26 protein-coding genes and 1 other annotated feature are annotated in these 26,524 nt (G+C 42.2%); of the genes, 16 read left to right on the forward strand and 10 right to left on the reverse strand.

The genetic code is table 11. From position 1 onward, the window contains the following. Positions 1–138: 138 nt before the first annotated feature. Entirely contained in the window at positions 139–1,686 is a 1,548-nt protein-coding gene (locus tag AC6UDF_RS00280) for a ClC family H(+)/Cl(-) exchange transporter (protein ID WP_500706166.1), read from the reverse strand. Positions 1,687–1,798: 112 nt separating this feature from the next. Between AC6UDF_RS00280 and AC6UDF_RS00285 the strand changes: the two genes are divergently transcribed. The 3 genes from AC6UDF_RS00285 (at position 1,799) to AC6UDF_RS00295 (ending at position 3,634) form a co-directional block, all read left to right on the forward strand. Then, on the forward strand, positions 1,799–2,269 hold the full coding sequence (locus AC6UDF_RS00285; RefSeq protein WP_500723726.1) for a hypothetical protein: 471 nt from the start codon (positions 1,799–1,801) through the stop codon (positions 2,267–2,269). Positions 2,270–2,468: 199 nt separating this feature from the next. After that, positions 2,469–3,386: an alpha/beta hydrolase gene (locus AC6UDF_RS00290; RefSeq protein ID WP_500693297.1), complete on the forward strand. Its 918-nt coding sequence runs from the start codon at positions 2,469–2,471 to the stop codon at positions 3,384–3,386. Positions 3,387–3,400: 14 nt separating this feature from the next. After that, positions 3,401–3,634 carry a hypothetical protein gene (locus AC6UDF_RS00295; protein WP_500693298.1) on the forward strand — a complete coding sequence of 78 codons (234 nt, stop codon included), beginning with the start codon at positions 3,401–3,403 and terminating at the stop codon, positions 3,632–3,634. Positions 3,635–3,685: 51 nt separating this feature from the next. Here AC6UDF_RS00295 and AC6UDF_RS00300 read toward each other — a convergent pair whose 3' ends face one another. Further along, positions 3,686–4,471, reverse strand: a complete 786-nt coding sequence (locus AC6UDF_RS00300) for a glucose 1-dehydrogenase (protein ID WP_500693605.1) — start codon at positions 4,469–4,471, stop codon at positions 3,686–3,688. 226 nt (positions 4,472–4,697) lie between these two features. On the opposite strand from AC6UDF_RS00300, the gene AC6UDF_RS00305 reads away from it, so the two are divergent. Beyond that, positions 4,698–5,048: an iron-sulfur cluster biosynthesis family protein gene (locus AC6UDF_RS00305; RefSeq protein WP_500693299.1), complete on the forward strand. Its 351-nt coding sequence runs from the start codon at positions 4,698–4,700 to the stop codon at positions 5,046–5,048. Between the two features lie 96 nt (positions 5,049–5,144). On the opposite strand, the gene AC6UDF_RS00310 is transcribed toward AC6UDF_RS00305, so the two are convergent. After that, entirely contained in the window at positions 5,145–6,770 is a 1,626-nt protein-coding gene (locus AC6UDF_RS00310; protein ID WP_500693300.1) for a YfhO family protein, read from the reverse strand. A gap of 168 nt (positions 6,771–6,938) precedes the next feature. Beyond that, positions 6,939–7,173: a binding site (T-box leader), on the forward strand. 47 nt (positions 7,174–7,220) lie between these two features. On the opposite strand from AC6UDF_RS00310, the gene AC6UDF_RS00315 reads away from it, so the two are divergent. The 11 genes from AC6UDF_RS00315 (at position 7,221) to AC6UDF_RS00365 (ending at position 17,918) form a co-directional block, all read left to right on the forward strand. Continuing rightward, positions 7,221–8,063, forward strand: a complete 843-nt coding sequence (locus AC6UDF_RS00315; protein ID WP_500693301.1) for a MetQ/NlpA family ABC transporter substrate-binding protein — start codon at positions 7,221–7,223, stop codon at positions 8,061–8,063. A 99-nt stretch (positions 8,064–8,162) separates the two neighbouring features. Then, positions 8,163–9,143, forward strand: coding sequence for a LacI family DNA-binding transcriptional regulator (locus AC6UDF_RS00320; protein WP_500693302.1), 981 nt, complete (start codon positions 8,163–8,165; stop codon positions 9,141–9,143). 167 nt (positions 9,144–9,310) lie between these two features. Further along, entirely contained in the window at positions 9,311–10,057 is a 747-nt protein-coding gene (locus AC6UDF_RS00325) for a sugar phosphate isomerase/epimerase family protein (protein WP_500723728.1), read from the forward strand. After that, positions 10,058–11,344 carry a Na+/H+ antiporter NhaC family protein gene (locus AC6UDF_RS00330; protein WP_500693304.1) on the forward strand — a complete coding sequence of 429 codons (1,287 nt, stop codon included), beginning with the start codon at positions 10,058–10,060 and terminating at the stop codon, positions 11,342–11,344. Positions 11,345–11,367: 23 nt separating this feature from the next. After that, the gene (locus AC6UDF_RS00335) at positions 11,368–12,333 is read left to right on the forward strand and encodes a sugar kinase (protein WP_500723730.1); all 966 of its coding nucleotides are present in this window, start codon (positions 11,368–11,370) and stop codon (positions 12,331–12,333) included. Between the two features lie 19 nt (positions 12,334–12,352). Then, positions 12,353–13,288: a phosphoglycerate dehydrogenase gene (locus AC6UDF_RS00340; RefSeq protein WP_500693306.1), complete on the forward strand. Its 936-nt coding sequence runs from the start codon at positions 12,353–12,355 to the stop codon at positions 13,286–13,288. A gap of 132 nt (positions 13,289–13,420) precedes the next feature. Then, on the forward strand, positions 13,421–14,824 hold the full coding sequence (locus AC6UDF_RS00345) for an APC family permease (RefSeq protein ID WP_500693307.1): 1,404 nt from the start codon (positions 13,421–13,423) through the stop codon (positions 14,822–14,824). 107 nt (positions 14,825–14,931) lie between these two features. Next, positions 14,932–15,771: a glycosyltransferase family 8 protein gene (locus AC6UDF_RS00350; RefSeq protein WP_500706175.1), complete on the forward strand. Its 840-nt coding sequence runs from the start codon at positions 14,932–14,934 to the stop codon at positions 15,769–15,771. Between the two features lie 176 nt (positions 15,772–15,947). Further along, positions 15,948–16,721: a (S)-acetoin forming diacetyl reductase gene (locus tag AC6UDF_RS00355; RefSeq protein ID WP_500706176.1), complete on the forward strand. Its 774-nt coding sequence runs from the start codon at positions 15,948–15,950 to the stop codon at positions 16,719–16,721. 62 nt (positions 16,722–16,783) lie between these two features. Then, positions 16,784–17,233 carry a zinc ribbon domain-containing protein gene (locus AC6UDF_RS00360; protein WP_500706177.1) on the forward strand — a complete coding sequence of 150 codons (450 nt, stop codon included), beginning with the start codon at positions 16,784–16,786 and terminating at the stop codon, positions 17,231–17,233. Positions 17,234–17,285: 52 nt separating this feature from the next. After that, positions 17,286–17,918: a DUF805 domain-containing protein gene (locus AC6UDF_RS00365; protein ID WP_500706178.1), complete on the forward strand. Its 633-nt coding sequence runs from the start codon at positions 17,286–17,288 to the stop codon at positions 17,916–17,918. A gap of 49 nt (positions 17,919–17,967) precedes the next feature. Here the strand turns inward: AC6UDF_RS00365 and AC6UDF_RS00370 are convergent, their stop codons facing one another. From AC6UDF_RS00370 to AC6UDF_RS00400, 7 genes are all read right to left on the reverse strand, one after another. After that, positions 17,968–18,627 (reverse strand): zinc ribbon domain-containing protein, encoded by a 660-nt coding sequence (locus AC6UDF_RS00370; protein WP_500706179.1) that lies wholly within the window; start codon positions 18,625–18,627, stop codon positions 17,968–17,970. A 17-nt stretch (positions 18,628–18,644) separates the two neighbouring features. Further along, the gene (locus AC6UDF_RS00375; protein ID WP_500706180.1) at positions 18,645–19,037 is read right to left on the reverse strand and encodes a zinc-ribbon domain-containing protein; all 393 of its coding nucleotides are present in this window, start codon (positions 19,035–19,037) and stop codon (positions 18,645–18,647) included. Between the two features lie 144 nt (positions 19,038–19,181). Next, complete coding sequence (locus tag AC6UDF_RS00380; RefSeq protein ID WP_500706181.1) at positions 19,182–20,096, reverse strand: ABC transporter ATP-binding protein; 915 nt, start codon at positions 20,094–20,096, stop codon at positions 19,182–19,184. Beyond that, positions 20,089–21,138, reverse strand: a complete 1,050-nt coding sequence (locus AC6UDF_RS00385) for an ABC transporter ATP-binding protein (protein WP_500706182.1) — start codon at positions 21,136–21,138, stop codon at positions 20,089–20,091. The genes AC6UDF_RS00380 and AC6UDF_RS00385 overlap by 8 nt, the downstream gene beginning before the upstream one ends. Before the next feature lie 14 nt (positions 21,139–21,152). Then, a complete protein-coding gene (locus AC6UDF_RS00390; RefSeq protein ID WP_500693317.1) occupies positions 21,153–22,181 on the reverse strand; it encodes an ABC transporter permease in 1,029 nt (342 codons plus the stop codon). Then, a complete protein-coding gene (opp3b, locus tag AC6UDF_RS00395) occupies positions 22,181–23,113 on the reverse strand; it encodes an oligopeptide ABC transporter permease (protein WP_500693318.1) in 933 nt (310 codons plus the stop codon). Before opp3b ends, AC6UDF_RS00390 begins: the two co-directional genes overlap by 1 nt. Positions 23,114–23,129: 16 nt before the next feature. Then, a complete protein-coding gene (locus AC6UDF_RS00400; RefSeq protein ID WP_500693606.1) occupies positions 23,130–24,770 on the reverse strand; it encodes a peptide ABC transporter substrate-binding protein in 1,641 nt (546 codons plus the stop codon). 366 nt (positions 24,771–25,136) lie between these two features. Between AC6UDF_RS00400 and AC6UDF_RS00405 the strand changes: the two genes are divergently transcribed. Then, positions 25,137–26,486, forward strand: coding sequence for a C1 family peptidase (locus AC6UDF_RS00405; RefSeq protein ID WP_500723732.1), 1,350 nt, complete (start codon positions 25,137–25,139; stop codon positions 26,484–26,486). Positions 26,487–26,524: the final 38 nt, after the last annotated feature.

The following is a 26,524-nucleotide window of genomic DNA, read 5'->3' on the forward strand; positions in this document are numbered from 1 at the left end:
ACTTTCATAAATATTCCTTGTAGTTACAACTCTTAATTTAAGACTAGCAGGTTATGTAATCGTTTTCAATGAATATTAATTTAATGATGACAAAGAAAAAACAACTAACCGAAATGGTTAGTTGTTAGAGATTAGGTATTATTCATCAATCTCCATCGCCATTTTCACCAGCTGCTTCTTAACTGGTCCGATGTTATCTCGATGGGCGAGAACGATCAGTGTGTCACCGGCTTTAATCTTAGTGTTTCCATTAGGGATAATGTGGAGATTACCCCGACTAATTGTGATTAGAATGGAGTGGTTCGGCCAGTGGATGTTTTTGACTAATTTGTTTTCAATTGAACTGAATTCGTAGACCGGGACCTGAATCTTGTCCGTCTTGCTGTCAGCGTTGAAGTATGTCTTGATGGCCGTTAACCGTTCGGCTAGGGCTTGATAGATTGGTTGACCACCCAGCATGTCGACCACGACGTACGAGATAAGGACCACGAGCGCTAACGCCATGAAGTTCTTGGTGTTACCGACCAGTTCGGTGATTAACATGATGGAGGTAAAAGGCGCCTTACTGACGGCTGCAAAATATCCAGCCATCCCGAAAATTAACAAGTTGTTGACGTACCCGGAACCGAGCAGTCCAGTCTGTGACATAAAACCACCGTAAGCCGCACCAATCAGTGATCCAACGGCCAAGACCGGCATGAAGAAACCACCAGGTATTCCGGCACCATACGTAATTAACCCGAAGACAAACCGGACGATTAAAAAGACAAAGATGGCGGTTAAGGGCACGTTGTGAGTGGCGACGGTCATAATGACCCGACTACCACTTCCGATGGTGGTCGGAAAGAACATTCCAACGGGAATAACCAGTAAAATCGGAATCGCACACATAAAGTACCATGGAATAATTTTAATCTTAGCGAACCACTTTGGCAGGTCTAATAAACCTAAATTATAGACGTAGCCTAGAACACCTAGAATAATGCCCAAGATGATGAGTTGCCAGTAGTTCTGGAGTTGAAAAATGTGGCTGTAAAAAATGGGTAAAATTGGTTTTAAGCCGAAAACTTTTAATGAAACAAAATTTGCACAGATTGACCCCGTGAGGGACGAAAGCCAGACGGCGGGGGAGAAATTGCGATAGACGCCCTCCATGACGAAAAACGTGCCCGCTAGTGGCGCACTAAAGGTAGCCGACAGTCCAGAAGCAGCTCCGGTTGCGATCATCAATCGCCGCTCAGAACCGCCTTCTTTAAAGCCCTGGGCAATTCCTTGACCAATGGCACCACCTAACTGAACGGAGGGCCCTTCTCGTCCAACGAAAATTCCGGTTCCAACGGTTAGGACACCAGTGACAAATTTCCGCCATAAGACAGAGACCCAATTAGTTTCAATGTTGCCCGCAAGTTGAGCTTCAACCTGTGGAATCCCAGAGCCTTTAACGTCAGGATCGCCCTTCATGATAAGACCGGTCACGATTGAGATGAGTAAGAAAGTGGGAATTACCAACCACAGAAGATTGAGATTGTGGTCAAGTCCATGATAAATTGTAAGCGACCATTTTAAAGCGACCTGGATTAGGTAACGAAAAGACGCAATTACGGCACCCGTCAGCGTTCCAATAATGGTTGCAAAGAGAACGTATCGAATGTCTGAAAAATCAATGTGGTGTGTGCGTTTCGGCAAGTTGTTCATCTCCATTAAGCAATTACACCAATTGTATCACGATTAATTTCCCCAAATGAATTCGATTTTAGGGTAAAATAATAATATAGAAAAGATTTAATTGGAGGAATTTATGAAGAAATCAGATATTGTTCAAAAGTTAGACTTCTTGTATGTTCTAACCCTAGTAATTTCAATTATTGAGACGGTTTTGTTGTTCCCAATTCTTGGCGGGATCATCATTGTTAGCATGCTTTGGATTCCACTCTTGGTACTACTAGGTCTTTACATCACTTGTTTCATCATCAGTTCGCAGATGGTGAGTTCACTCAGTGATGGTAAAGTTAAGGCTGAAATTGATAACATCAAACCCAAGTTCATCGTTGGGATTGTCTTGTCAATAATCGCAGTCATTCCAATTGTGGGATGGATTTCACACATTGTGATGGCCATTATCATGTGGCAGGTATTTACTAACATTAGTACGCTTAAGACGAACTTGATTAACGATGATGGAACTAAGGGTGATTGGAAGGACGTTACACCAGACTCTGAGAAGCAGAATTCAAACCAGCAAGGTTCAGATAACAATTCTAATAAATAAACATATTATATAATTAGTAATTTTATCCTTATACAAGCACAAATACACCTATGGTTTTCATAGGTGTATTTTATTTTCATTAATTTTTCACTAAACTAAACCTTTTTTGTGTCATTGTGTCTGACCTCCACTAAGATAGTACATAGACTTATTAAAATCATTTTTAAAAGTGAAAATCAATTAGAAAGGAGCAAGTCCAATGAAAAGAATACTGAAATGGACTGGAGTGACGGCTTTCTTCTTTGTCATTTTCGCAATCATCCTTGATTTGGCGGTTGGCTATCTCCTGTTTAACTTTGCCTTTGGGAAGACGGGACTAGCCAGCTTGTACAACGAAAATGCTGGGACGCCCGATACCGAGTGGTTTAGTGATAATCACGCACAGGTTCTACACGAAAAGGCGAGTGATGGGACCAATCTAGTTGCTAGATACGTCCCATCGGAAAAACCAACCAACAAGACGATGATTGTCGTTCACGGGTACGGTAGTAATAGTGAAGAGATGGAATCCTTTATAAAAATCTTTCATGATGCCGGTTATAATGTTCTTGCACCCGATAACCAGTCGTTTGGTGGCAGTGGTGGTAAATACATCGGGTACGGTGTCAAAGATGCCACTAACCTGGAAAAATGGGCTCGAGTGCTCAATTATGACCACCCCGATGGCGAATTAGGGTTATTTGGGACAAGCATGGGAGCTTCGGCCGTCATGTATTCCCTGCCAAAAATGCCAAGCAACGTGAAGTTTGCGATTGAAGACAGTGGTTATGCCAGTGTCGAAGGGGAGTTGGGTGGCCAATTGAAGCGGCTATTTAACATTCCGAGTTTCCCACTGGTTCCGACGGTTAATCTCTATGTAAGAATGTTTGCGAAGTATAACATGAACGATGGGAATACAAAGAAGACCCTGAAGCACAACCAGATTCCGTTGTTTATCATTCACGGTGACGTTGACAAGTTTGTCCCCGTTAAAAATGCCTATGAGAACTACAAGAACGATGCTGGTCCAAAACAAATCTGGATCATTAAGGGTGCTGGCCACATTGAAGGTCGGAGTCAGGATCCTGATACGTATACGCAAAAAGTCGTCAACTTTTCTCAGCAGTATTTTAAGTAGTTGAATTTAGTGAAATGATTGGTAGAATTGAGACAGAAATGCTGAGGAGATGTGGACCAATCAAAGCCAAAATTAGACTAACAGTTGCGTGTTTACTTGTAATCGGGGTGATTGCTGCATATTTTATCCTGGATCAAAGAGAACGGTTGGTCCTCTTTTTTGAAGGAGTTTTACTAGTTGCTGCATGCGTCCTGTTTGGATGGCACGGAATTAATGAGTTAATCAAAAGAATTTTAAAGGTATTTTAGACCAAAAAAAAGACTACGAATTTGAATTCGTAGTCTTTTTGGTTGGTAATTTTAACCGTTACCATTTTGAAATGATGGGTATAAGGTCATTCCACCATCAACGTAAAGTGAGATTCCAGTAACGTAGCTAGCTTGGTCAGAAGCTAACCAAACGGCAGCAGCTGCAACTTCGGAAGGTTTACCAATCCGGTGCATTGGAACCATGTTAACAGTTGATTCGTAAGTCTTTGGATTAGCGAACTTCTTGGCGTTGATTGGGGTGTTAATGGCACCAGGACAAATCGAGTTAATTCGAATGTTTTGTTGAGCAAATTCCATTGCGGCAGTTTCGGTGAATAATTTAACGCCACCCTTACTTGCAGCGTAACTTGCAAATGTCGGCCATGGAATTTGTTGGTGAACTGATGAAGTTTGAACGATACTACCCTTCTTGTTGTGCTTTAAGAAGTAGTTTAAAGCAGCTTTAGTACCCAAGAAAGTACCAGTCAAATCAACGTTAACGACTGCTTCCCATTCTTCAAGGGTAACTTCGTTTGTAGGGGTCTTCTTTTCCATCCCAGCGTTGTTGAACCAAACGTCCAAATCACCAAAGGAATCAACGGCGGCTTGTACTAATGATTCAGCACCAGCATCATCGCCAATGTCGCCTTGCTTAGTAACGGCGTGGCCACCGTTTTTTTCAACGATTTCAACAACTTGGTTAGCTGCATCTTCGTTTTTGTGGTAGTTAATAACCACGTTCATGTGTTCTTGACCCAAACGTTCAGCAATGGCAGCACCAATCCCTGAGTCTCCTCCAGTGATTACGGCCGTCTTGCCTTCAAGATCTTTATACATAACCATATAATATACACCTCTACATTTCTAATCCTGTTAAGCGGATTGGACTTGTTTCTGACACTATAATAACCCATTAAGAGACTAATATAAAGGGGAAAGAACTGATTGACCCTTTAAAATTAAGTTGTGTACATTTTACTTGCGTTATGGTGAATTCCTGCTATCATAAATAGTGAAGATTTGAAGAGGTTCATTTCTGAATCACTTATAGGAGGTTATAAATATGAAACTAACAATTACTGATGACGCAATGGCCTACATGAAGAAAAGATTAGCAGGTGCTAACGCATACCTGTTGGCCGCAAATGACGGATCAAATAACTTCTCTGAAGGTGCCGGCGGTGCTTGCACCGTTGGAGATGCCTTTCAAGTTGTTGGTGTTTCAAAAGCACCATCAGACTATGATGTTAAACTTGAAAACAATCAAGGTGCTGACGTTTTAACCAGCAAGAATGATATGACTTTCTTCGGACCAGGTCTAAAACTTGATTTCAAGAATAACTTCTTACAGTTAAAAGATGACGGTGAAATGATTGATGGTCAAGTTACGACCAACAATCAGGTTGAAAAATAGAATAAGAGATTAATAAGCCAGGGAAGAACCGGAGTAATTGCTTCGGTTCTTTTTTATTAAAAAATGGGATTCACGTCACGTGAGTCCCATTTTCGTTTATTTAAAATGTTTTTTGTAAAATGCCAGCCCAAGGTATCCCAGTAAAAGTAACCAAGAAATAACGCTGATCCAAATCCCAATGATGTGAACGCGGGTGCGGTGATACGTCAATTTGATGGTGTTTGCTCCCTTTTTGACGGGAATGTGGATGGCACGCTTTTGGTCTACTTTAATTGGAACGGCCTGATTGTTAACGGTCACTACGTAGCCAGGGAAGTAAACATTTGGCAAACGAACCCTGGTGGCACTTTCAGCGTCTAACTGGTACTCAATTTGATTGTACGAGGTAGTCCGTTTCTTTTGTTTTAAGCCCTTCTGATTTGGATTCATTTTTAAAATAGAGTGTTCTTTGAGTAGCGGTTCTAGTGAATCGGAAGCATGAGGGAGGTAGTCCCAATAAACAGCCGATTTTCCCACCTTTTCAAATTCCTGTGGTGAAGAAGCCTGAGGTTCCCACGATTTGAGCTGCAAATTGGTGGCAAGTGACGAACAGAGACTAAGTCCTAAAACGCCTAAAATCAGGAGAGCTCCCGTAGAATTGTTTTTGGCAAAAATCTTGGTGATAATTTCTCCGCCTAAAAACGCTAATAGAACGGTGGTGATGATCAGAAAACGGAATGGGAATTGGATCATTCCCACCCACTTTTGCAAAAGGTCCCACGGAAAGAGATTGGAACTAAAAAGCAGAAAGAGCAGTGAGAGGACCGTCATTGATCTAGAGAACAAGTCGATTCGATGCCAGAAGACGAACAGCAAAATGATGATCATTAGTCCGACAATGCCAATGCCAGCGCCATACTGCCACGGTCCGTTCGGAGTGGGACCAAAAAACAGATTGGTGACCGGGATGCTCATGTCTTGGAGGCGACACTTCATGATGGAAATTTCTTGGTCGTAGTGGTAATTCTGAATTAATGGCAGTAAAAAGAAAGCTGACAGAAAAAAGGTTCCGACGGCAGCGGCGATTAGCGCTATGACCCGCTTCACCTTAAGTTTCAATGAATCATGGTTTAACATGATAATAATGATCGTCATGGCGGCAAAGGTACCAGCAATTAAAAACGACAAGAGGTGGGTTAAGACTAAAAATGTTAATCCAACACTTAAGACCCACCACTGACGATAGTTTTTGATACATACTTGATAAATTCCGTAGAGAACAACTGGCAGAAAGACAAACGCCATTCCTTCAGCCACATCAAAGCGAACAAAGAGGTCGAACGTTAGATACGTCGATAAACCGTAGATGATGGCGGATGCGAGCCCAGTCAGTTTCCGATTGGTAATTTTCCAGGTTGCTAGATACATGGAGATAAATACCAGAAAGTGGATTAGGATTAGGTAAAGTAAGTAGGATGTGTACGGATTCTTAATGACCAGATGAATCACGGCCTCGGGTAAGACGGCAAAGATCGGATAGAACCCGTTTAGTGGATAGCCAACCTTGACAAAAGTTTTCGTCATCATCCCTGGAATCATATGTAAGAAGCCACCGTGTTGAACCTGGATGTAACTCTCGTACGCCCGGGCAAGGTGAAAACGCATGTCCTCGCGTGGTAGGACTGGATTGCCAAAGAAATAGGGACTAACGATTGCCACACTTAGAATTAAAAATAAAATCATTGAAAATAGCGTAAAATGCTTATGTAAGAACTTTGAAATGGTAATTCCCCCTTGTGAGTTAATATCATTATTATAGAATAACTTTAAAAGTTATTCTATTTTTTCTCAAAAATGATTGACATTGAGTTTTAAAGCATGTAAAGTAACGACCATTAAAAACAATAAATTAACTAAACGGAAAAGTTGAGTAGACAGAAGAAACTCAAAGAGAGTCTCAGGTTGGTGCGATGAGATGAGTTAGCGCTGTTGAAGATGGACTTGGAGTTTTCATCAGTAAATCGTGAGCTGGTGACGGGATGCCGCCGATATCATGGCCCGGTTATTTTTACAAGTAACCGTTGAGGTAGTCCGTTGTGAGACGGCTATGAACTAAGGTGGTACCGCGGAAGCATTCGTCCTTTTTACAGGATGGATGCTTTTTTGTTTGGTTAATAAATGGGAGGAACGCAGATGAGAAGATGGGTTAAATACTTAATTTGGATTGGAATTATATTGTTTATTGGAATCGCCGGATACTTCAGCTTTTTCCACCAATCAGAAGCTGAAGCGAACACCATTACCGTTGGCATCATGGCCGGATCCAAACAGGAACAGGCCATCTGGAACGAAGTGGCTAAAGACGCCAAGGATAAGTACGGCCTAAACGTTCAGTTTCAGACGTTTACCGATTATTCACAGCCTAACAACGCTCTGACTAACGGAGACATCGACGTGAATGCCTACCAAAACTACCCATTTTTGGACAATTGGAATGACGTCCACCACACGGACATCGTGCCGGTTGGAGATACCGTGATTGAACCGATGAGGATTTACTCTAATCAGTTTAAGTCGGTTAATGAAATTTCCAGTGGAACTTCCATTGCGGTGCCAAACGACACTAACAACGAGTCCCGGGCTTTACACGTCCTTCAGAGTGCGGGGTTGATTAAGTTAAATCCGAAAAAGGCGTTCACCACCGTCAAGGACATTACTAGTAATCCGAAGAACCTGAAGATTAAGGAAGTTGACGCCTCGCAAACGCCACGATTACTGAATTCAGCGGGAGCTTCCGTTGTGAACGGGAACTTCGCTGAAAGTTCGAACCTGAGTCCGAAGAAGGCCATTTATACGGCACCATTTACCAAGGATTCGCATAAGTGGGTCAACTTCATTGCCGCAAAGAAGCGCGACGAACATAGCAAGAAAATCAAGGAATTAGTGAAAGCCTATCAGACCGAGAAGACCGCTAAACTGATTAAGAAAGAGTCCGGGATTAATCAACAAGCGGCTTGGAACCTTAAATTTAAGTAACTCAATAAGAATTCATCAATTAATTGATGAATTCTTTTATTGGTCTGAAACAATGGCTTAATAAATGGTAGAATGAAAAAAACGATGGGAGGGGTCCAAATGGGTTCAGTAGCTACGATTAGAGACGTTGCGTCAGAAGCAGGAGTGTCAACTGCCACCATCTCACGCTACTTAAACGGAAAGACCAACCACATGTCCGATGCTACTGCGAAGCGGGTTACCGAAGCGATCAAGAAGTTGAACTACGTGCCAAACGAATCCGCCAGACAGCTCATTACCAAGCAAAGTCGATTGGTGGCGGTCATTGCGGCGGATGTTGATGATTACTTTTCCACGGAGATTTTTAAGGGTGTTAATTCGGTTTTAAAAAAGAACAACTTCATCGCGGTCTTAATGGACTCCGATAGTGATGAACGGCGGGAACTTGCCACGTTATCGTCACTTAACCAACAAATGTTTGGTGGCGTCTTGATTCAGCCGTTAAGTAACGACCTGGACGCCTTTCAAAGCTCAATTCCCACAAATGTACCGGTGGTCATGTTAGATCGGCAGATTAAGGGCAGTCCGTGGCCGAGTGTGGTTACAAATAACTATGAGGTCAGTAAGAAAGCGGCGCGATACTTTAAAGACCAGGGATTAAGCCACGTCTTTGTGATTACAAATAATGTAAAAAACGTTTCCACCCGAGAACAACGACTGAACGGGATTAAAGCAGTCTATGGGAACCACGTCACGATCATTCAACCGGGAAACGATGAGGCTTCATTTCGTCAGGCATACTCCAAACTGAAAAATGACATCAAAGAAACAAATGGGGGTCTGATTTTTGCTTTAAAGGAACGGTGGCTCTTGAAGTTTTTGCCTAAGTTGATTCGGGATGGAGTCATCCGGAAGTCCGATGGGGTGCACATGACGGGATTTTCCGACACTTCACTGGTAGATAATATTGATCCAGGAATCAAGGTTATTAATCAGGATCCGTTTCAGATTGGGGTGAATGCAGCTCAGATCCTGATTGAGGGGATTGAGAGTGATTTTCAACCGATTGCGAAAAAAATTGAGATTCCAGCCCAATTTTAAAATAATAAGACTAGCCAGTGCGGCTGGTCTTTTTTTATGGCGTCATGGAAAACGATTACATATTTTTAGAAAAAAGATTACCAAATAGTATTGACTACTTTTATGTAAACGTTTACCATAAATATCAATATGAAAGCGGTATCAAATTAAAAAAGGAGTGAATACTGATGCGATTGTTTTTAAATACATGGATCTTTGTAAATGACATCGAAGCCGGTACGAGTCAGGCAGCGTTATTTCCACGCGTGAAGCAAATGAACGTTGACGGGATTGAGGTTCGACGAGAATACATCAAGGATTTTTCAAAGGAACTAGATGAGATTGATGATGCCAGATTGAGAACGGGATTACTAGTGAATTACAGTGTCCCCGATGAGCTGTTTTTAAAGGACGGTTCGGTTAATCCGAAATTGAAGCAGTATTTCAACGAGGGGCAACAAATGGGAATTACTAAAATCAAGTTTAACGTGGGAAACTTCCGGGCTTTCCATGGTGACTTAGCTCACGCGTTTGATGGTTTACCACTCGATCAGATTCAAATGAACGTGGAAAACGATCAAACCAAATTGAGTGGCAAAATGGCTAATGTTAAACACTTTTTAAACCAAGCGAAAAAGAATGGGCTGCCCATTAAGTACGTGTATGACCTTGGAAACTGGGCGTTTACCCATCAAAGTGCGGACTATGCGGCTGATTCTTTGTACCAGTATACCGATTATATTCATCTAAAGAATGTCAACCAGTTTGATGAAGATGACTTACAGACCGCGGACGATCTAAACGACGGCATGTTTGATTGGAAAAACATCCTGAACGAGTTACCGAAAACGGCGGATTTGGCGCTTGAATTCCCGATGGAAGACGACGAACACGTTGAACGTCAAGTCAAGTTGCTGAGAGATGAGGTGATGTAGTTGATGAATACCATTATTGCGATTCTGTTACTAATTACCTTTGCTGGCTTTATCTTTTACATTGTTAAAGGTGGGGACCTAACCATTGGTTTCTTCGTGATGGCGATTCTTTGGACCGTCATCGGCCTAATCCCATATCACACCGCTTTGACGGCGGTCTTCTCAACACCCGCTCTGAAGTATGGTTCGACGATTATCTACATTGTCTTTGGTTCATGGTTTGGACGGGTGCTGGTTGACAGTGGCATTGCGCCATCAATTTCACAGAAAACGAATAAGGTTGGGAAATCGCATCCCTTACTAGCCGCCATCCTGATTGTCTTAGTTACGGCCCTGCTGTTTGTCAGTTCCTACGGAGTGGGTTCGGTCATTGCCATCGGTGTCATTTTGTTACCAATCCTCTTGTCGTTGGGGATTCCACGAGACGTGGCCCTAACGACGTTTGCCTTGTCGATTGGCTCGGCCATGTACGTCAACGTCGTGTTATTTAATCAGATTAAGGCGTTCTTCCCCAAGGCTCAATACAATCTGCATTACCTTGAATTTGGGTGGGCGGCCATGGCGGTGCAACTAATTGCGGTGATCTTGTTTCTAGTGATGAAACGTCACACGTTCAATCCAAAGAATGCCGAGGCCAACCTGAAGAAAATCGGGGCAACTGACCCGGGAGACGTCGACAAGATTCCGTACATTGCGTACGCTATCCCAGTTGTTCCCGTTATTTTGAACATGGCGCTCGGCTGGGATGCCATTCCGGCTTTGATCCTTTCTAGTATCCTAGCGATGCTTGTGACTGGTAAGATGAACGGCTACAAAAAATTCAAAGAATTTCTTAATACCACGATTAAACAGTCCATTAACGACATTTCGGGCTTAATCATGTTCTTGATGGCACTGGTTATGTTTGCCGGTGCGGCTCAGTTAAACGCTGGTCGTTTCAAGGGAATCTTCAGTGCCATCCTACCAAACAGTCATTTACTTCTAGCACTTGGAATCGGGGTTCTTGCTCCCTTAGCATTGTTTAGAGGACCACTTCAGGTCTGGGGTGCAGGAGCTGCGACGGCCGCCGTCCTTTCCGCTACTGGAATGTTTAATGACATGTTCCTCTTACCGTTAATGTACGTTCCAACCCTGATGGCGGTTTCAACTGATATCACTCAGTCATGGAACGTCTGGGGCCTTGACTACATGAAGGTTCGTCCTCAGCAACTGTTGAAACTGGGAGTTCCGATCATGTGGATTGTCTCCATTTTAAACGAAATATTAGTGTACTTATTCTTCGGATAGATGATTAAAGAAAGGTGAAAATTATGAGTGAATTTCTGACAATTGGTGAACCAGTGGTGACGTTCGCCTCAACCGATCCTGACGCTACTTTAGCTGATTCAACCCACTATCTAAAAATCCTCGGAGGGGCAGAACTAAACGTGGCCATTGGTGCTAAACGACTGGGACATTCCGCTGAGTATGTGTCTCAAGTAGGAACCGATCCGCTGGGTAAATACGCCAAAGACGTGATTATCGACCACGGCGTTGGCATTGACTATGTTAAAGACGATCCCGATCATTGGACGGGTCATCAATTAAAACAGATGGTAACGCATGGTGATCCCCAGACGTTCAACTATCGCACGGGATCGGCTGCTTCGCATTTAAAACGGGGAGTCATTGACGAGATTAATCTTGACGACGTCAAAATGGCTCATCTAACGGGGATCTTCCCGGCTTTGTCAGCTGAAGCGGAAGGCTCATATCGTGCATTAATGGACCGATTGATTAATAATGAAATCAAGATAACGTTTGATCCAAACCTGCGTCCCGGACTGTGGGGTGATCATGATCGAATGATTAAAACGATTAACGAATTGGCTAAAAACGCTGACATTGTGATGCCAGGTGTAAACGAAGGCAAGGTTCTCATGGGAAGTGATGACCCGGAAAAAATCGCTGACTTTTACCTCCAAAATGGCGAACGCACGAACGCGGTGCTCATTAAGTTGGGCCCTGATGGTGCGTATGTGAAGACCAAAGATGGAGATTCGTACACGGTCTCCGGTTTTAAGGTCGATCACGTCGTCGACACGGTTGGTGCCGGTGATGGGTTTGCGCTCGGGGTAATTACCGCACTATTAGAGGGCAAAAATCTAAAGAGTGCGGTCATGCGTGGAAATGCCGTTGGAGCGCTTCAGGTTCAGACGCCCGGTGATAACGACGGCTATCCTACTCCAAGTGAATTAAATGAATTTTATAAAAAAGAACACGTTAGTGAATCGTAAGTAGATGGGAGAGATTATGATGGCTAAAAAAGTTGCAGTACAAGCAAGTTTGGCTCCAGATGGAAAACAGCTACTGAAAGACAGTGGCTTTGATGTTGTGGAATTACCTGACAAGAAGATTTCAACGTTGCTTGACATGGCCGCCGATGCTTATGGCATCCTGATTGGCACGACCCCGTTTCCAAATGACACCATTGAAAAGATGCCGAACTTAAAAATCATTGCTAGAAACGGTGTGGGTTATGACAACATCGACGTTCCCTTTATGTTACAACATGGCATATATGTAACAATTACGCCGCTCGCCAATGCCTCAACGGTTGCGGAGACGACGTTAGCCGAAATCTTTGACGTATCAAAGAACGTTACCAATGATTCGCACGAGATGCGTAAGGGGAACTGGAACTACAAGAAAGATCATATGGGTTTTGATTTAGAAGGCAAGGTCCTCGGAATTCTCGGTTATGGCCGAATCGGCAAGATGGTCGCTAAGAAGGTGAGTGGACTGGGGATGAATGTCATCTACAATTCACCACATGCTGAAGACTCTGAATACGGTAAAGCGGTTAATCGCGATGCCATCTTTACTGATTCAGATATCGTCACTTTACACATGCCAGTGCTACCCTCTACTAAACAAAGCGTTGGTAAACGTGAATTTGAGATGATGGACAACTCGGCGGTTCTCATTAATTTGGCTCGTGGAGCACTCATTAATACAGATGATCTAATCGACGCTTTAAAGAGTCACGAAATTAAGGCCGCTGCCCTGGATGTGTTTGATTCTGAACCGCTACCAATGGACAGTCCACTCTACAAGCTGGATAACGTCTTGTTGACACCGCACATTGCCTCTAACACGGTGGAATGCATGAACCGGATGGCGCATGACGCTGCCAGTGAAATTGTAAAAGTCCTAAAGGGTGAACAACCACAGTGGGCGGTTAAAAAGTAAAAGAATTAATTAAGAACTGGGATGCAATGGTCTCAGTTCTTTTTTATTTAAGAAAATCTTTAAAAAGTAATTGTCATCATCTTTTTTTCACGGTACAATTCAATGCAATACAAATGAAAAGGAGTGATGCATATGCATAATATGTTCAAGAAAGAATCGGTTGCTAGTTTCGTCAAAGCCGATGCTGGCTTAAAGCGAACGCTGACCGCTAAAGATCTAATCGGTCTTGGCGTCGGAGCCGTTGTCGGAACTGGGATCTTTATTCTTCCAGGACACGAAGCGGCTTTACACGCAGGACCAGCGGTTGCACTGGCATTCTTGCTTGCTGCCATCTTAGCTGGGGTCGTGGGTATGGCGTATGCCGAGTTTTCGTCGGCGATGCCCGTTGCTGGTTCAGCATACTCCTTTGGAAGCGTCGTTTACGGCGAGATTATCGGGTGGATTCTTGGTTGGGGACTAATCCTAGAGTACTTCTTGGCGGTTTCCGCTGAGGCCACCGGATTTGCTTCGTACTTTAATAACAATATTTTAGCCGCCATTGGGATTAACATTCCGAAGTTTCTTCAAAGTGGGCCAATGGAAGGTGGCATCGTCAACATCAGTGCCGTTGTCATTACCCTGTTAGTTGGATTACTCGCTTTAATGGGAACTAATTTTTCCAAGAAGATTGAGAACGTTGCCGTGCTGGTCAAGATTGGCATCATTGTTTTGTTTATCGTTGTGGGTGTTTTTTACATCAAGTCAAGTAACTACGTTCCGTTTTACCCCAAGCAATTTCACACCCCACCGTTTGGTTTGGGTGGAATTTCGACCGCCGCTGCGACCGTCTTTTTTGCCTTCATGGGCTTTGACGCGTTGGCATCGAACTCCGCTGAAACCATTAATCCTAATAAGAATATGGCCAAGGGAATTCTTGGAACCGTTCTGATTGCGGCCGTCCTGTACGTCGGGTTCTCTTTGGTCCTGACTGGAATGGTTCATTACTCACTACTAAACGTTGACGATCCAGCCGCTTTGGCATTCTCCATGGTGCACCTGAACTTCATGAACAAGGCCATCACGATTGGAGCACTGTTTGGGATTTTCACCGCCATGGTCACCATGGTCATCGGGAGTTCCCGACTGGTTTACTCACTTGGACGTGACGGACTAATTTCTAAGAAAATGGGGAAGATTAACCACAAGACTGGAATTCCAACCTACGCGGTTTGGTTGGCTGTTATCATTCAGGCCATCTTTGCTGGAGTTGTTCCATTGACTCAACTAGTTTCATTGATTAACGCTGGAACCTTGGTTGCGTTTGCCTTTATCTCATTTGGGATCATTCCATTGAGACGAAGAAAGGACATCAAGAATACTGGTTACAAGATGCCCCTTTACCCGTACTTGCCAATCCTAGCCGGACTGATGAGTATCTACTTCATTATCATGTTACCGAACGTGACCAAGATTGCGGTAATTGGTTGGTTAGCATTGGGAATCGTGATCTACTTTGTTTACGGGATTCACCATTCTCGATTGCAAAATGAAGAATAATTGATAAATGGGAAGCCGTGAGATGGCTTCCCATTATTTATACATAATTGTTGAGAAATATATTCAAATGTGGTGAAATAATATCAAATAAATTATGGGAGTAAAATATGACTACAAAACAACCAATTGAAATTCTTGTAACTATCAATCAAGGGTACATTAATCCATTAAAAATTATGTTATATTCACTTAGACTCAACAATCCAGATGTTAATTTTAGAATTTGGGTTTTACAAGCTGATTTTACACCAGAAAATGATCAACAACTTATTAATTATGCTGGTGAACTACATATGGAACTTCAATCAATCCAAACGGGTCAAAATTTAAAAATTCCAGATTCTTTTTTAAGTGTTTATCATTATCCAAAAGAAATGTATTTTAGATTGTTATGTGGTAATGTTCTACCAAAAGATTTAAAAAAAGTAATTTATTTGGATCCTGATCTTTTAGTTATTAACGACATTCAACCTCTTTGGAATCTCCCCTTAGATGGAAAAATGTTTGCGGCTGCAGTTCATAAAGGGCTCACTGACATGATGAGATCTATTAATAATCTACGTCTTGATACCGATGGGGGTTATTATAATTCAGGAGTTATGGTGATGGATTTGGATCAAATGCGTAAAAAAATTAGGCTTCAAGACATTATTGATACTATTAAAAAGTACAATGATTATCTAATTTTACCAGATCAAGATATTCTAAATTATTTATATGGCAATGATACCAAGGAAATCTCTGAAGATATCTGGAATTTTGATGCGCGTCAATCTTTAAATTATTTAACTCGTAGTGGGGGAAAAGAAGACCTTGATTGGGTTATGAAAAATACGGTTATAATTCATTTCTGTGGTAAACCCAAACCATGGCAGCTTAATAGTAATTCTCCGTATACAGCACTTTGGCTTAATTACCAACAAATTGTTACCAATCAATTAAATTAAAATACAAAATATATAGATTATATACTGGGTAATCATGATTTATTTTTGAACTGGCATTTAAATAAGTAAGAATGGAAAACTAAGAATAGTTTTCCGTTTTTTATATCTTAGAAGCATTTAGCTGTGATAAAATTAACATAAAGATTGATTATTATAGTAAGTGAGGAAATTGAACGATGGATAAGAAAGTGGCTCTAGTGACAGGTGCTGGACAAGGAATCGGAGAGGCTATTGCCAAACGATTGAGTAAAGATGGCTTTTCCGTGGCACTGGTTGGTCGTCATTTGGATAAGGTGGAAGAGGTTGCTAAAGAGATTCAAAGTGACAATGGGGACGCCATTGCCATTAAAGCTGACGTTGCCAATCGTGACGAAGTTTTTGCAGCCGTTGAAAAGGCCGCTAAACATTTTGGTGACTTCAACGTGATTGTGAACAACGCTGGAATTGCGCCAACCACACCAATTCAGACCGTTACTCCAGAGGTCTTGGAACAAGCCGAAAAAATTAACGTGGGTGGTACTATTTGGGGAATTCAGGCTGCCGCTAAGAAATTCAAAGAACTTGGTCATTGCGGTAAGATTATTAATGCTTCATCTCAAGCTGGGATGACCGGTAATGAGAACTTGACCGTTTATGGTTCAACTAAGTTCGCTATCAGAGGAATTACTGAAACAACCGCCAAGGAACTTGCCGATGACGGGATTACCGTTAATGCATACTGCCCTGGCATCGTGGTCACTCCCATGATGAATGATATTGCCCAAAATGTGGCTGATGAAGCCGGGAAACCATTTGAATGGGGAATGGAACAGTTTGCAAAAAACATTGCCTTGAAACGACTTTCAAAACCTGAAGACGTGGCTGGCTGTGTTTCATTCTTAGCTGGTCCTGACTCTAACTACATGACTGGTCAGTCATTGTTAATTGATGGTGGAATGGTATTTAACTAAATAGATCGGAACTCTAGCTTTAGCTGGAGTTCTTTTAATACATACGAAAAGGTGAAAGAAAAATGACATTAAAAACAAGGTTTTGTCCTAACTGTGGAGCTGAAATTCCAGTTGACGTGAAGTTCTGTACGAAATGTGGGTACAAACAACCTACTATTGATGAGTTGGAAGAAATGAATCAGGAAGAGGAGACAACTACGGTTGAAGTTGGCTCAAATGAAAAACAAGACGATGGTCAACTTAAAATTGTGATTCCTGTTTCAGCTGGTGCAATTCCTGATGGATATGAATTCAATCAAAACGGGTCAGTGGCATTAAGTGACCACTATATTCCAGATGATGATCAGATTTTGCGGGATTTTCAACAGGAAGCTTTTAATAAAATTAGAGATATTGTGAAAGAAAATAACTGTGATGGTGCCTTTAACTTGGCAATTCAGACTCAAATTGACGGAGATAGTTCAAAAATGTTCATTTTCGCCTATTTTGACATGGCAAATAGTGTAAAATAAAAGTAGATGTTACATTAGCATCGATTTAAATACATACTATGGAGGTTTTACGATGGATGACACCAAGCACTGTCCCAATTGTGGCAAGTTGTTAAAGGCGGATGTTAAATTCTGTCCTTATTGCGGTCAAGCTCAACCCGAGATGGCTGATGCCCAAAGTAATCAAAGCACTGATAATCAACAGGCTAATTATGGTTATCAAGAAACTAATAATGAGCAGCAGACTTATCGGCCAGAATCCAATAATGGAGCGGATATTCGCTCGAAATATTCATCACCTAACATGATTACATCGTTTAAGGACCTATTTGGGAACATGTTTCATATTTCTGGAAGGATGAGCAGGGCGTCGTATTGGTGGTCATACTTAGATGTATGTTTAATTACAGTTGCTTTTTATTTCTTGATGTTTGTGTTCGGTAGTATAGATTCTTCGGTGGCATACGCGATTACAATATTGATTGGAATTGCATTTCTTGTTTTTGGTGTTGCCGCAGGTATTGCACAAATCACTTCTACCTGTCGTAGATTTCATGACATCAATTATTCAGCTGGTTTCTGGTGGTTACAACTGATTCCATTTGTTGGAAGTATCATCGTTTTCATTTTCATGTTGTTTAGCTCTGTGGACGAAGGCAATCGATTTGGCGGACCAGATGTTAGCTATTTGAAGAAATTAAAATAGTCAGTAAAAAAACACTGCTTAATCGGCAGTGTTTTTTGTATATATATTATTATTGTTGTGGACCCATAATAAATTGTTTTCCCGATTTCATATTGTTTCCCCAATTGATATTAATAGCGGTTTTAGTTAGGTGGAAAGTATCAGTGAGACTACTAGCTAATTGTAAGGGGAGTTTTTTAGGATCTTCGTTAGAATCGTCATTGTTTAGAACTTTATACATGTAAAATGACTGATTTTGGTGTGGTAGTTTGGCCTTGATCAAGTAGAAGCTACCATAATTTGCATTCTTTTTATCGTTTGGATGTTTTATGTAAAATTTATATGATTTGTCTTTCGTATTGTACATTAACGTGGCATGTGCTTCACTAAGTTCATCACTTAATGAAAATCCATTAGGTGCATCGTTGTCAGGACGGGCTGTGTGATTAATCGACTTAATCACGCTACTAGCATTCGTATCCTGATTAGGGAAAACATGGCGCGCCCTAAAGTAGAAGTTCAAACCGAAAATAACGGCAAGGACAATGGTTCCAATCCCACCTAACAGTTTCTTCAAGTTACTTTTATTGTTTTGGGGATGATTCTCAGTCGGAGCGGTTTTGGTTTGTTGCTGGGTAGTCTTGGGCTCCTCAACTCCACAATACGGACAAAAGCTCGCGTCTTTTTTGATCTTTTTACCACAGTTGACACAAAACTTTGTATTATTCATTAGATTTCATCCTACTTTCAAAATACTTGTGAACCCATGACCATCCCGAAAATAATTCCAATGATCATCAAAACGACCGACGCAATTATCAAAATAATTCCAGCGTTTTGGTGATACTTAAGTTCGATTGCGCCAAGGACAATTCCGATAATTCCAAACACGATGGGGATAAAGAGGGTCGACAAAACGGCGGAAATCCAACCGAACACCAGTAGAAGGGTACTGATGGTTTCAGGATTGCCCTGATTGCTAGTAGTCTGAGGTTGCATACTTGCTGGACTTGGTTGTGACTCATTATGCGGGGTCGAATTGATTTCTGGTTGTTTGGCACCACAATACTGACAGAACTTTGTTTCCTTTGGGATCTTCTTGCCACATTTAATGCAGAATTTTTCGTTAGTGTTATTCATTGAGATAAGCCTCCATCTTGTGATTGAATTCATTATTCACATTAATAATACCATTCCCTTGTTACTCCCGCAATTGAAGGCTGAATTAAGAGAAATAAAAAACGTTCGACTGAATTTATTTTCAATCGAACGTTTTTGAAACGGCTATTTGTATTGTTGGGCTTCCTCATCACTACAGTAGAGCCAGTGACCAGGACGGACTTCCTGAAGGTATTGGTCTTCTTTAAATGGTTGACTATGGTCGAACTTGATAATCTTGTGCTGCTTCTCTGAGTGTGGGTCAGGAACTGGCACCGCTGACAACAAGCTTTGGGTGTACTTGTGAAGGGGATGGTTGTATAACTCATCGGTATCAGCCATTTCCACGATTTTACCAGCGTACATAACGGCGATTCGGTCACTAATGTACTTCACCATTGAAAGGTCATGAGCGATGAATAGGTACGTTAGACCCTCTTTTTCTTGAATGTCCTGCATTAGGTTTACAACCTGGGCTTGAACGGAAACGTCAAGGGCGGAAATTGGTTCATCGGCGATGATGAACTTAGGTTTAACCGCTAGGGCTCTAGCAATTCCAATTCGTTGTCGTTGACCACCGGAGAACTCGTATGGGTAACGACTGGCATGCTCTTCGTTTAGGTTAACGAGGTGAAGGAGCTCTTGAACTCGGTTATCTCGTTCATCAGAATCTTTAACCAGGTGATTGATATCAAGGCCTTCGGCGATGATATCCTCCACTTTCATTCGGGGGTTCAGTGAGGCATACGGATCCTGAAAGATCATCTGCATCTGACTTCGGAGGTTTTTCATCTGTTTGCGTTTTAGCTTCGAGATGTTTTGCCCCTCAAAGTCAATTTCACCATCAGTTGGGTCGTATAAACGAATGATGTCTCTTCCAGTCGTACTTTTACCAGAACCAGATTCACCAACCAGTCCCAGCGTTTCACCAGGATAAATGTTGAATGAGATGTCGTCAACGGCCTTAACTTCGTCGGGCTTTCCGACGTTAAAGTATTGTTTTAAATGTTTAACTGAAACAATTGGATCCTTTTTAGTCATGGTCGTTTTCACCTCGTTTCTTAAATTCAGCCTGACGCTTTTGAATTGATTTCGGTGGGGTAACCTTTGGAGCTCGCTTGTCTAACAACCAGGTGGCGGCGTAGTGGCTGTCACTGACCTTGAAGAAGGGTGGTTGTTGTTCATGGTCGATCTTTAAAGCGTACTTGTTACGGGCATAGAAAGCGTCACCCTTTGGTGGGTTAATCAAGTTTGGTGGGGTCCCTGGAATCGTGTTTAATCGATCACTCTTCATGGATAAAGTTGGCATGGAATCAAGTAGTCCCCACGTGTAGGGATGTTGTGGATTGTAGAAAATGTCGTCAACGGTTCCATACTCGACAATCTTACCGGCGTACATGACGGCTACTCGGTCAGCGATGTTAGCAACCACCCCTAAATCATGGGTGATGAAGATAATCGACGTTCCAATTCTGTCCTTTAACTCTCTTAGTAGCTTAATGATTTGAGCTTGAACCGTAACGTCCAGGGCGGTAGTCGGTTCGTCGGCAATCAGAATATCGGGTTTATCGATAATTGCCATCGCAATCACGATTCTTTGTCGTTGACCACCGGAGAACTGGTGGGGATAGTCGCGCATTCGTTCTCTAGCGTTGGGAATTCCAACTTCTTCTAAGACTTCAGCGGCCTGTTCAAGGGCTTTACCCTTAGACATTCCCTCGTGAACTCGGAGTGGTTCGGCCACCTGATTACCGATGTTCATGGTGGGGTCCAGTGAGGTCATTGGATCCTGAGAAATCATGGCAATCTTGCCGCCCCGAATCTTATCCATTTGTTTTTTGGATTCTTTTAAAATATCTTTGCCTTCAAAATCAATTGTACCGTTGGTGATGGTTTCGTTATCAGCTAGAAGACGCATGATAGTTCTCACGGTGATTGATTTCCCTGAACCAGATTCACCAACAAGGGCGAGCGTTTCTCCCTTATCAAGGTGGAAGCTAACGTCACGAATGGCCTTCACGGTTCCGTTTAGGGTAGCAAAATCAATTGACAGGTTTTTAACGTCTAAAACTTTTTGAGCCATCTTATCTGTCTCCTTTACTTAGATTTTGGATCGAACGCATCTCTTAATCCATCTCCAAGCAGGTTGGTCGTAATCATAATGACAGACAGTACGATTGCTGGAACCCACATTTGATATGGTAAGAAATGAAAGGCCTTCTGACCATCGTTTAGAAGTGTACCAAGGGATGCGTTTGGTGCTGGGATCCCGATTCCAATGAAACTTAGGAAGGCTTCAAAGAAGATGGCCGATGGAATGGTAAACATGGTTTGAATAATGATAGTAGAACTGAGGTTTGGAATCAGGTGTTTCATCGCAATCTTGAATGGTGATTCACCAAGGGTTCTGGCGGCTAGGACGTATTCGGATTCCTTTAGTTTAAAGGTCTGAGCACGAACTAAACGTGACATGGTGATCCATCCGGTAAAGGCAATGGCGATGATGATTGAAGTGATTCCGGGTTTAAGGATTAGTAGTAATAAAACAACGACGATTAGGTTAGGAATTGATGAAAGGATTTCAACGATTCTCTGCATGAAGGTGTCAACGGCACCACCGACCCAACCCGAGATTAAACCGTAAGGAACACCGACTAAGAGGTCGACGGCTGTCGCAACGACCGCGATAAACAGTGATAACCGGGTCCCGTAGAGAATTCTTGAGAAGAGGTCACGACCAAGGTAGTCGGTCCCCATGATGTAGTAGGTTCCCTTTGGAACGTGTTCTGCTTGATATGCGTTGACCATGTGGCCACCGGCTTCGTGAATCCCATTTAGACCGGGGATGTTAAGTGAACCCCACTTTGGTGGTAAGTTCGCATACAGGACGTTTTGAGCGTTTGGATCGTGTGGTGAAAGAATCGGGGCGAAGATTGCGACTAGGGCGATAATGACTAAGAGAATCAAAGAAGTCATGGCAACTTTATTTCGAACTAGTCTTCGTTTAACGTCTTGAAAGTACGTTAAAGATGGGGTGTTAATTGATTCCGATTCAGTGTCCAAGTTTGAAAGGTCGTCACTTGCGAACTGGAACTGATCTTCAAGTGGTGGTAAGTTTTCGGCCATTATTCTTTACCTCCGTTTCCTAGTCTGATTCGTGGATCGATGATTCCGTAAAGAATATCGACAACTAAGATAATGACAACTAATAAGAATGAGTAGAAGATTGTGAGTCCCATGATGGTGGGGTAATCGTTCGTCAGAATGGACTGAACGAATTGATTACCAATTCCAGGAATTGAGAAGATGTTTTCAACAACTAGTGAACCCGTCATGATTGAAACGGCCATGGGACCAACGATGGTGATGACCGGAATCAGTGAGTTTCTTAGCGCATGATGCGTAATCGTCTTTCTTTCCGAATCACCCTTGGCTTTTGCCAGTTCAATGTAGTCACTGTCTAAGACATCAACCATTTCAGTTCTCATGAACCGGGCGACGTTTGCGAGTGGAAAGGCCGCAAGCGCTAACGTCGGTAGGATACTAGAACTGAAGTTCTGCCAGAGGGCAACTGGGAACCATTGTAGTTTGTAGCCAAAGTAGTACTGAAGCAGAACGGCTAAAACGAAACTTGGGATTGAGATTCCAAGGATTGAGATGAAGGTGGCACTTGAATCAACCCAGGTATTTTTCTTGATGGCGGCAACGGCACCAAGGATGATGCCAAGAACAGAACCAACGACCATGGCTTGGGTACCAATCTGCATTGAAGGACCAATGTCATGGGCAATCAATTGAGTAACTGGTTGGTTGTTAAATTGAAATGAAGTACCTAGATTTCCGTGGAGTAAATTTCCCATGTAGATTAAGTACTGATCCCAAAGTGATTTGTTTAATCCGTACTTTTGGTTCATTATTGCGATTTGACTTGGCTGGAGTTTTGCCTGGTTTGAGTAAGGCGTACCGGGTAAAAATTTCATCAGGAAGAAGGTAACCGAAGCAACAATGAATAAAGTGAGGACTAGGTAGAAAATTCGACGGATGATGTATTTAGTCATTTTAATTTACCTCTCTTTATTTCTTGTAGGTAGCCGCGAGATTGAAATTCCCGTTTGGTGACAGGTTGTAATTGTGAACGTCGCTTCTGGTAAGAGCAGCGGTGTTTTGCTGGTAAAGTGGAACGACTCCCTCTTGCTTAGTCAAGATGGTCTGAGCGTTCAGGAGGTTCTGCCAACGGGCTTGATAGTTGCCGGCGTTTTTATCAGATGCTTGTTTGATCTGTTGGTCAAACTCTTTGTTGGACCAGTGACCGTCATTCATAGCACCACCAGTTTCAAAGAGGTTCAAGAAAGTTACTGGATCTGGGAAGTCGGCGTTCCAAGCTGAGACAACCATGTCGAAGTCCCCACTAGAAGAACGTTGAAGTCGGTTCTTAAATGGCACGTTTGAAAGGGTCACTTTTAGTCCAGGCAATTTCTGGAGTTCAGCCTGCAAGAATTCGGATTGTTTTAAGGAAGAATCGGTATCGTCACCTAATAAGGTTAAGTTGAGATTTTTCTTTCCGGTCTCCTTTAGACCCTCAGTCCAAAGCTTTTTAGCTAACTTAGGATTGTAGTCGTTATAATTTGCATCCTGTTTACTTTGACTTTCGTCTTTAAAGTCGACTCCCGTTTGTTTGTTCCAACTCATCTTAGCTGGAACGACACTTGAATCCGGTGTAGCAGTCTTACCTAACACTTGGTTAGAGAGGAGTTGCCGATTGATTGAATGCCCAATGGCCTGTCTAATCTTGGTGTTCTTGAAGAACGGATCCTTCTTCTCGTTCATCTCAATGTAGAAAGTACTTGAAGTTGGTTTCGTTGAGAAGTCTTTTTCGTTTTTCAGTTGGTTAGCTGAATCACCGGTTAGGCCGTTGTACTGGTCAATTACGTGACTAGAGTACAAGTTAAGTCCGGTATTGGGATCTTTAACAACGTAGTATTTAACGGCGTTCAATCTAATGTTCTTTTGGTTCCAGTACGAGTTATTCTTGCTCTCAGTCCAGGCGGTGTTTCCAACTTGCCATTTATCTAACTTGAATGGTCCATCGAATACCATGTCCTTACTGTTTAATCCATACTGACTTCCCGCTTTTTCAACGACCTTCTGATTAAGTGGCAAGTATGATGCTCCGGTTAATAGGGCGTTGAAGTAGGGAATTGGTTGCGACAGGTTAACTTGTAACTTATGGGGACCAATGGCCTTAACTCCTAGGGTCTTTGGTGAAGCCTTCCCGTTGGTAATCTTGTCAGCGTTTTTAACTCCCTCAAAAATGTAGGAGTATTGAGAAGCCGTCTTTGGATCAACGATTCTTCTCCATGCGTAGACAAAGTCATACGCGGTCACGGGGTCTCCATTTGACCATTTGGCGTTTCTCAGATCGAAATTATACTGAGTTCCACCTTTGGTTGGGGTAACGACTTTGGTCGCAATGCCAGGTTCAATCTTGCGGTTATTGTAGCGGTAAAGACCTTCCATCGTGTTGTTTAGGTTTTGCGCTCCAATACTATCCGTTACCATACTTGAGTCCATCGTAGAAATAATATCGCTGGAGTTGACGGCCATGTCCTTACTCCCCGATTTACTACTTCCAGAAGAACAACCAGTAAGCATTAGCGCTAAAGCGGCACCAATGAATGCTACTGAAAATATCTTCTTATGGTTCAAATGAAACACCTCCATGTTTGCTGTTTTGCTTTTTGTCGAATATACGCGCGTGTTTCACAAAAGTAAATACGTTTTTTATATTTTTCTTAAGAATCTTAATAAATTTTTAAAGCAAGTGACGTTATATCAACGTTTTTACTTGACGTTACAAAACTTGTGACATGAGTAAGGGGAGCTAAATAATGAAAATGATACACATCTTTGATTATGTAACTTTTAGCGGATGAAAATCCCTTTGTGAAGGGGTTTAGTTATGCAAATTTTTGATTAACGATTGAAATTGAGATTTGATTAGGATTGGTCAAGTTAAAAGTGTCTCAAACGAGAGGACAAGTGATACAATACTGACAAGAAAAATATTAAGGAGTGATCATTTTGGATAAGAAAGCAATTAATCCGCAAGACCTGGAATGGTATGAAAAAAGTTATGAAGACAAAGACGACAGTCTGGTCTTAGAACGGGCCGTTTCTCATAATGGAATTAACAACAGTGCTGCTGATTACAAGGCTGATGAAAAAATGAAACGAGTTTTCTCGGTCGAAGTTCCCGAACAACACGTTGCTGATCAGAAGCAAAGTGGAAGGTGCTGGATGTTTTCAGCACTTAACACCATGCGTTTTAAGATTGCCGAAAACTACAAGGTTTCACCAAAATTTGAATTATCACAAAACTACGTTAACTTCTGGGATAAGTTTGAAAAATCAAACTATTTCTTAGAAAACGTGATTAAAACCGCTGATCAACCATTAGGTTCACGCAAGATCGACTTCTTAATGGAAACCCCACAACAAGACGGGGGCCAGTGGGACATGTTGTGCGCCATCATTGAAAAGTACGGAGTTGTTCCAAGTTTAACCATGGTTGAAACTTACAATAGTAATCGCTCTGATGAATTGAATCAGACTTTAAACCTGAAATTACGTCGGGATGCGGAAGAATTGCGTAAAATGGTGAAGGACGGTGCGACCGAAGAAAAGCTTGAATCAACTAAGAGTGAGATGTTAAACGATGTTTACCGCATTTTGGCATACTCGCTGGGTCGCCCAACGAAGCGCTTTGATTTTGAATACCGTGATACTGACAATAAGTACCACATTGATAAGGACCTGACTCCGAAAGAATTCTTTGATAAGTACGTCAACATCAACCTGGAAGACTACGTTTCATTGATTAACTCACCAACTGGTGACAAGCCCTTTGACCAGACCTACACGATTGAAATGTTAGGGAACGTCGTTGGTGGCAGACAGGTTAAGCATTTAAACCTGAAGATTGATGAATTGAAAGACTTAGCTATTAAGCAATTAAAGAACGGTGAAGCGGTTTGGTTCGGCTGTGACGTTGTCCAAGATTCTGACCGTAAAAAGGGCATCATGGATACGCACTTGTACCACAAGGATGCTTTATTTAGTACCGACCTTAAGATGAGTAAGGGTGCAAGACTTGACTACAAGGAAAGCATGATGACCCACGCCATGGTGATTACCGGCGTTGACCTAGTCGATGATCAACCAACCAAGTGGAAGGTTGAAAACAGCTGGGGTGAAAAGGTCGGTGAAAAAGGTTACTTTGTCATGAGTGACGACTGGTTCAACGAATTTGTTTACCAGACCGTTATCAACAAGAAGTACATGTCTGACAAGCAACTTGAGGAACAAAAACAGGCCCCTAAGATGCTTGAACCTTGGGACCCAATGGGTTCACTAGCTAGTTTTAAAAAATAATTAAAATTTTTGTTGACAGATATTGGTCGACGGATTAG

Source organism: Fructilactobacillus sp. X2R6C1 (assembly GCF_059901295.1).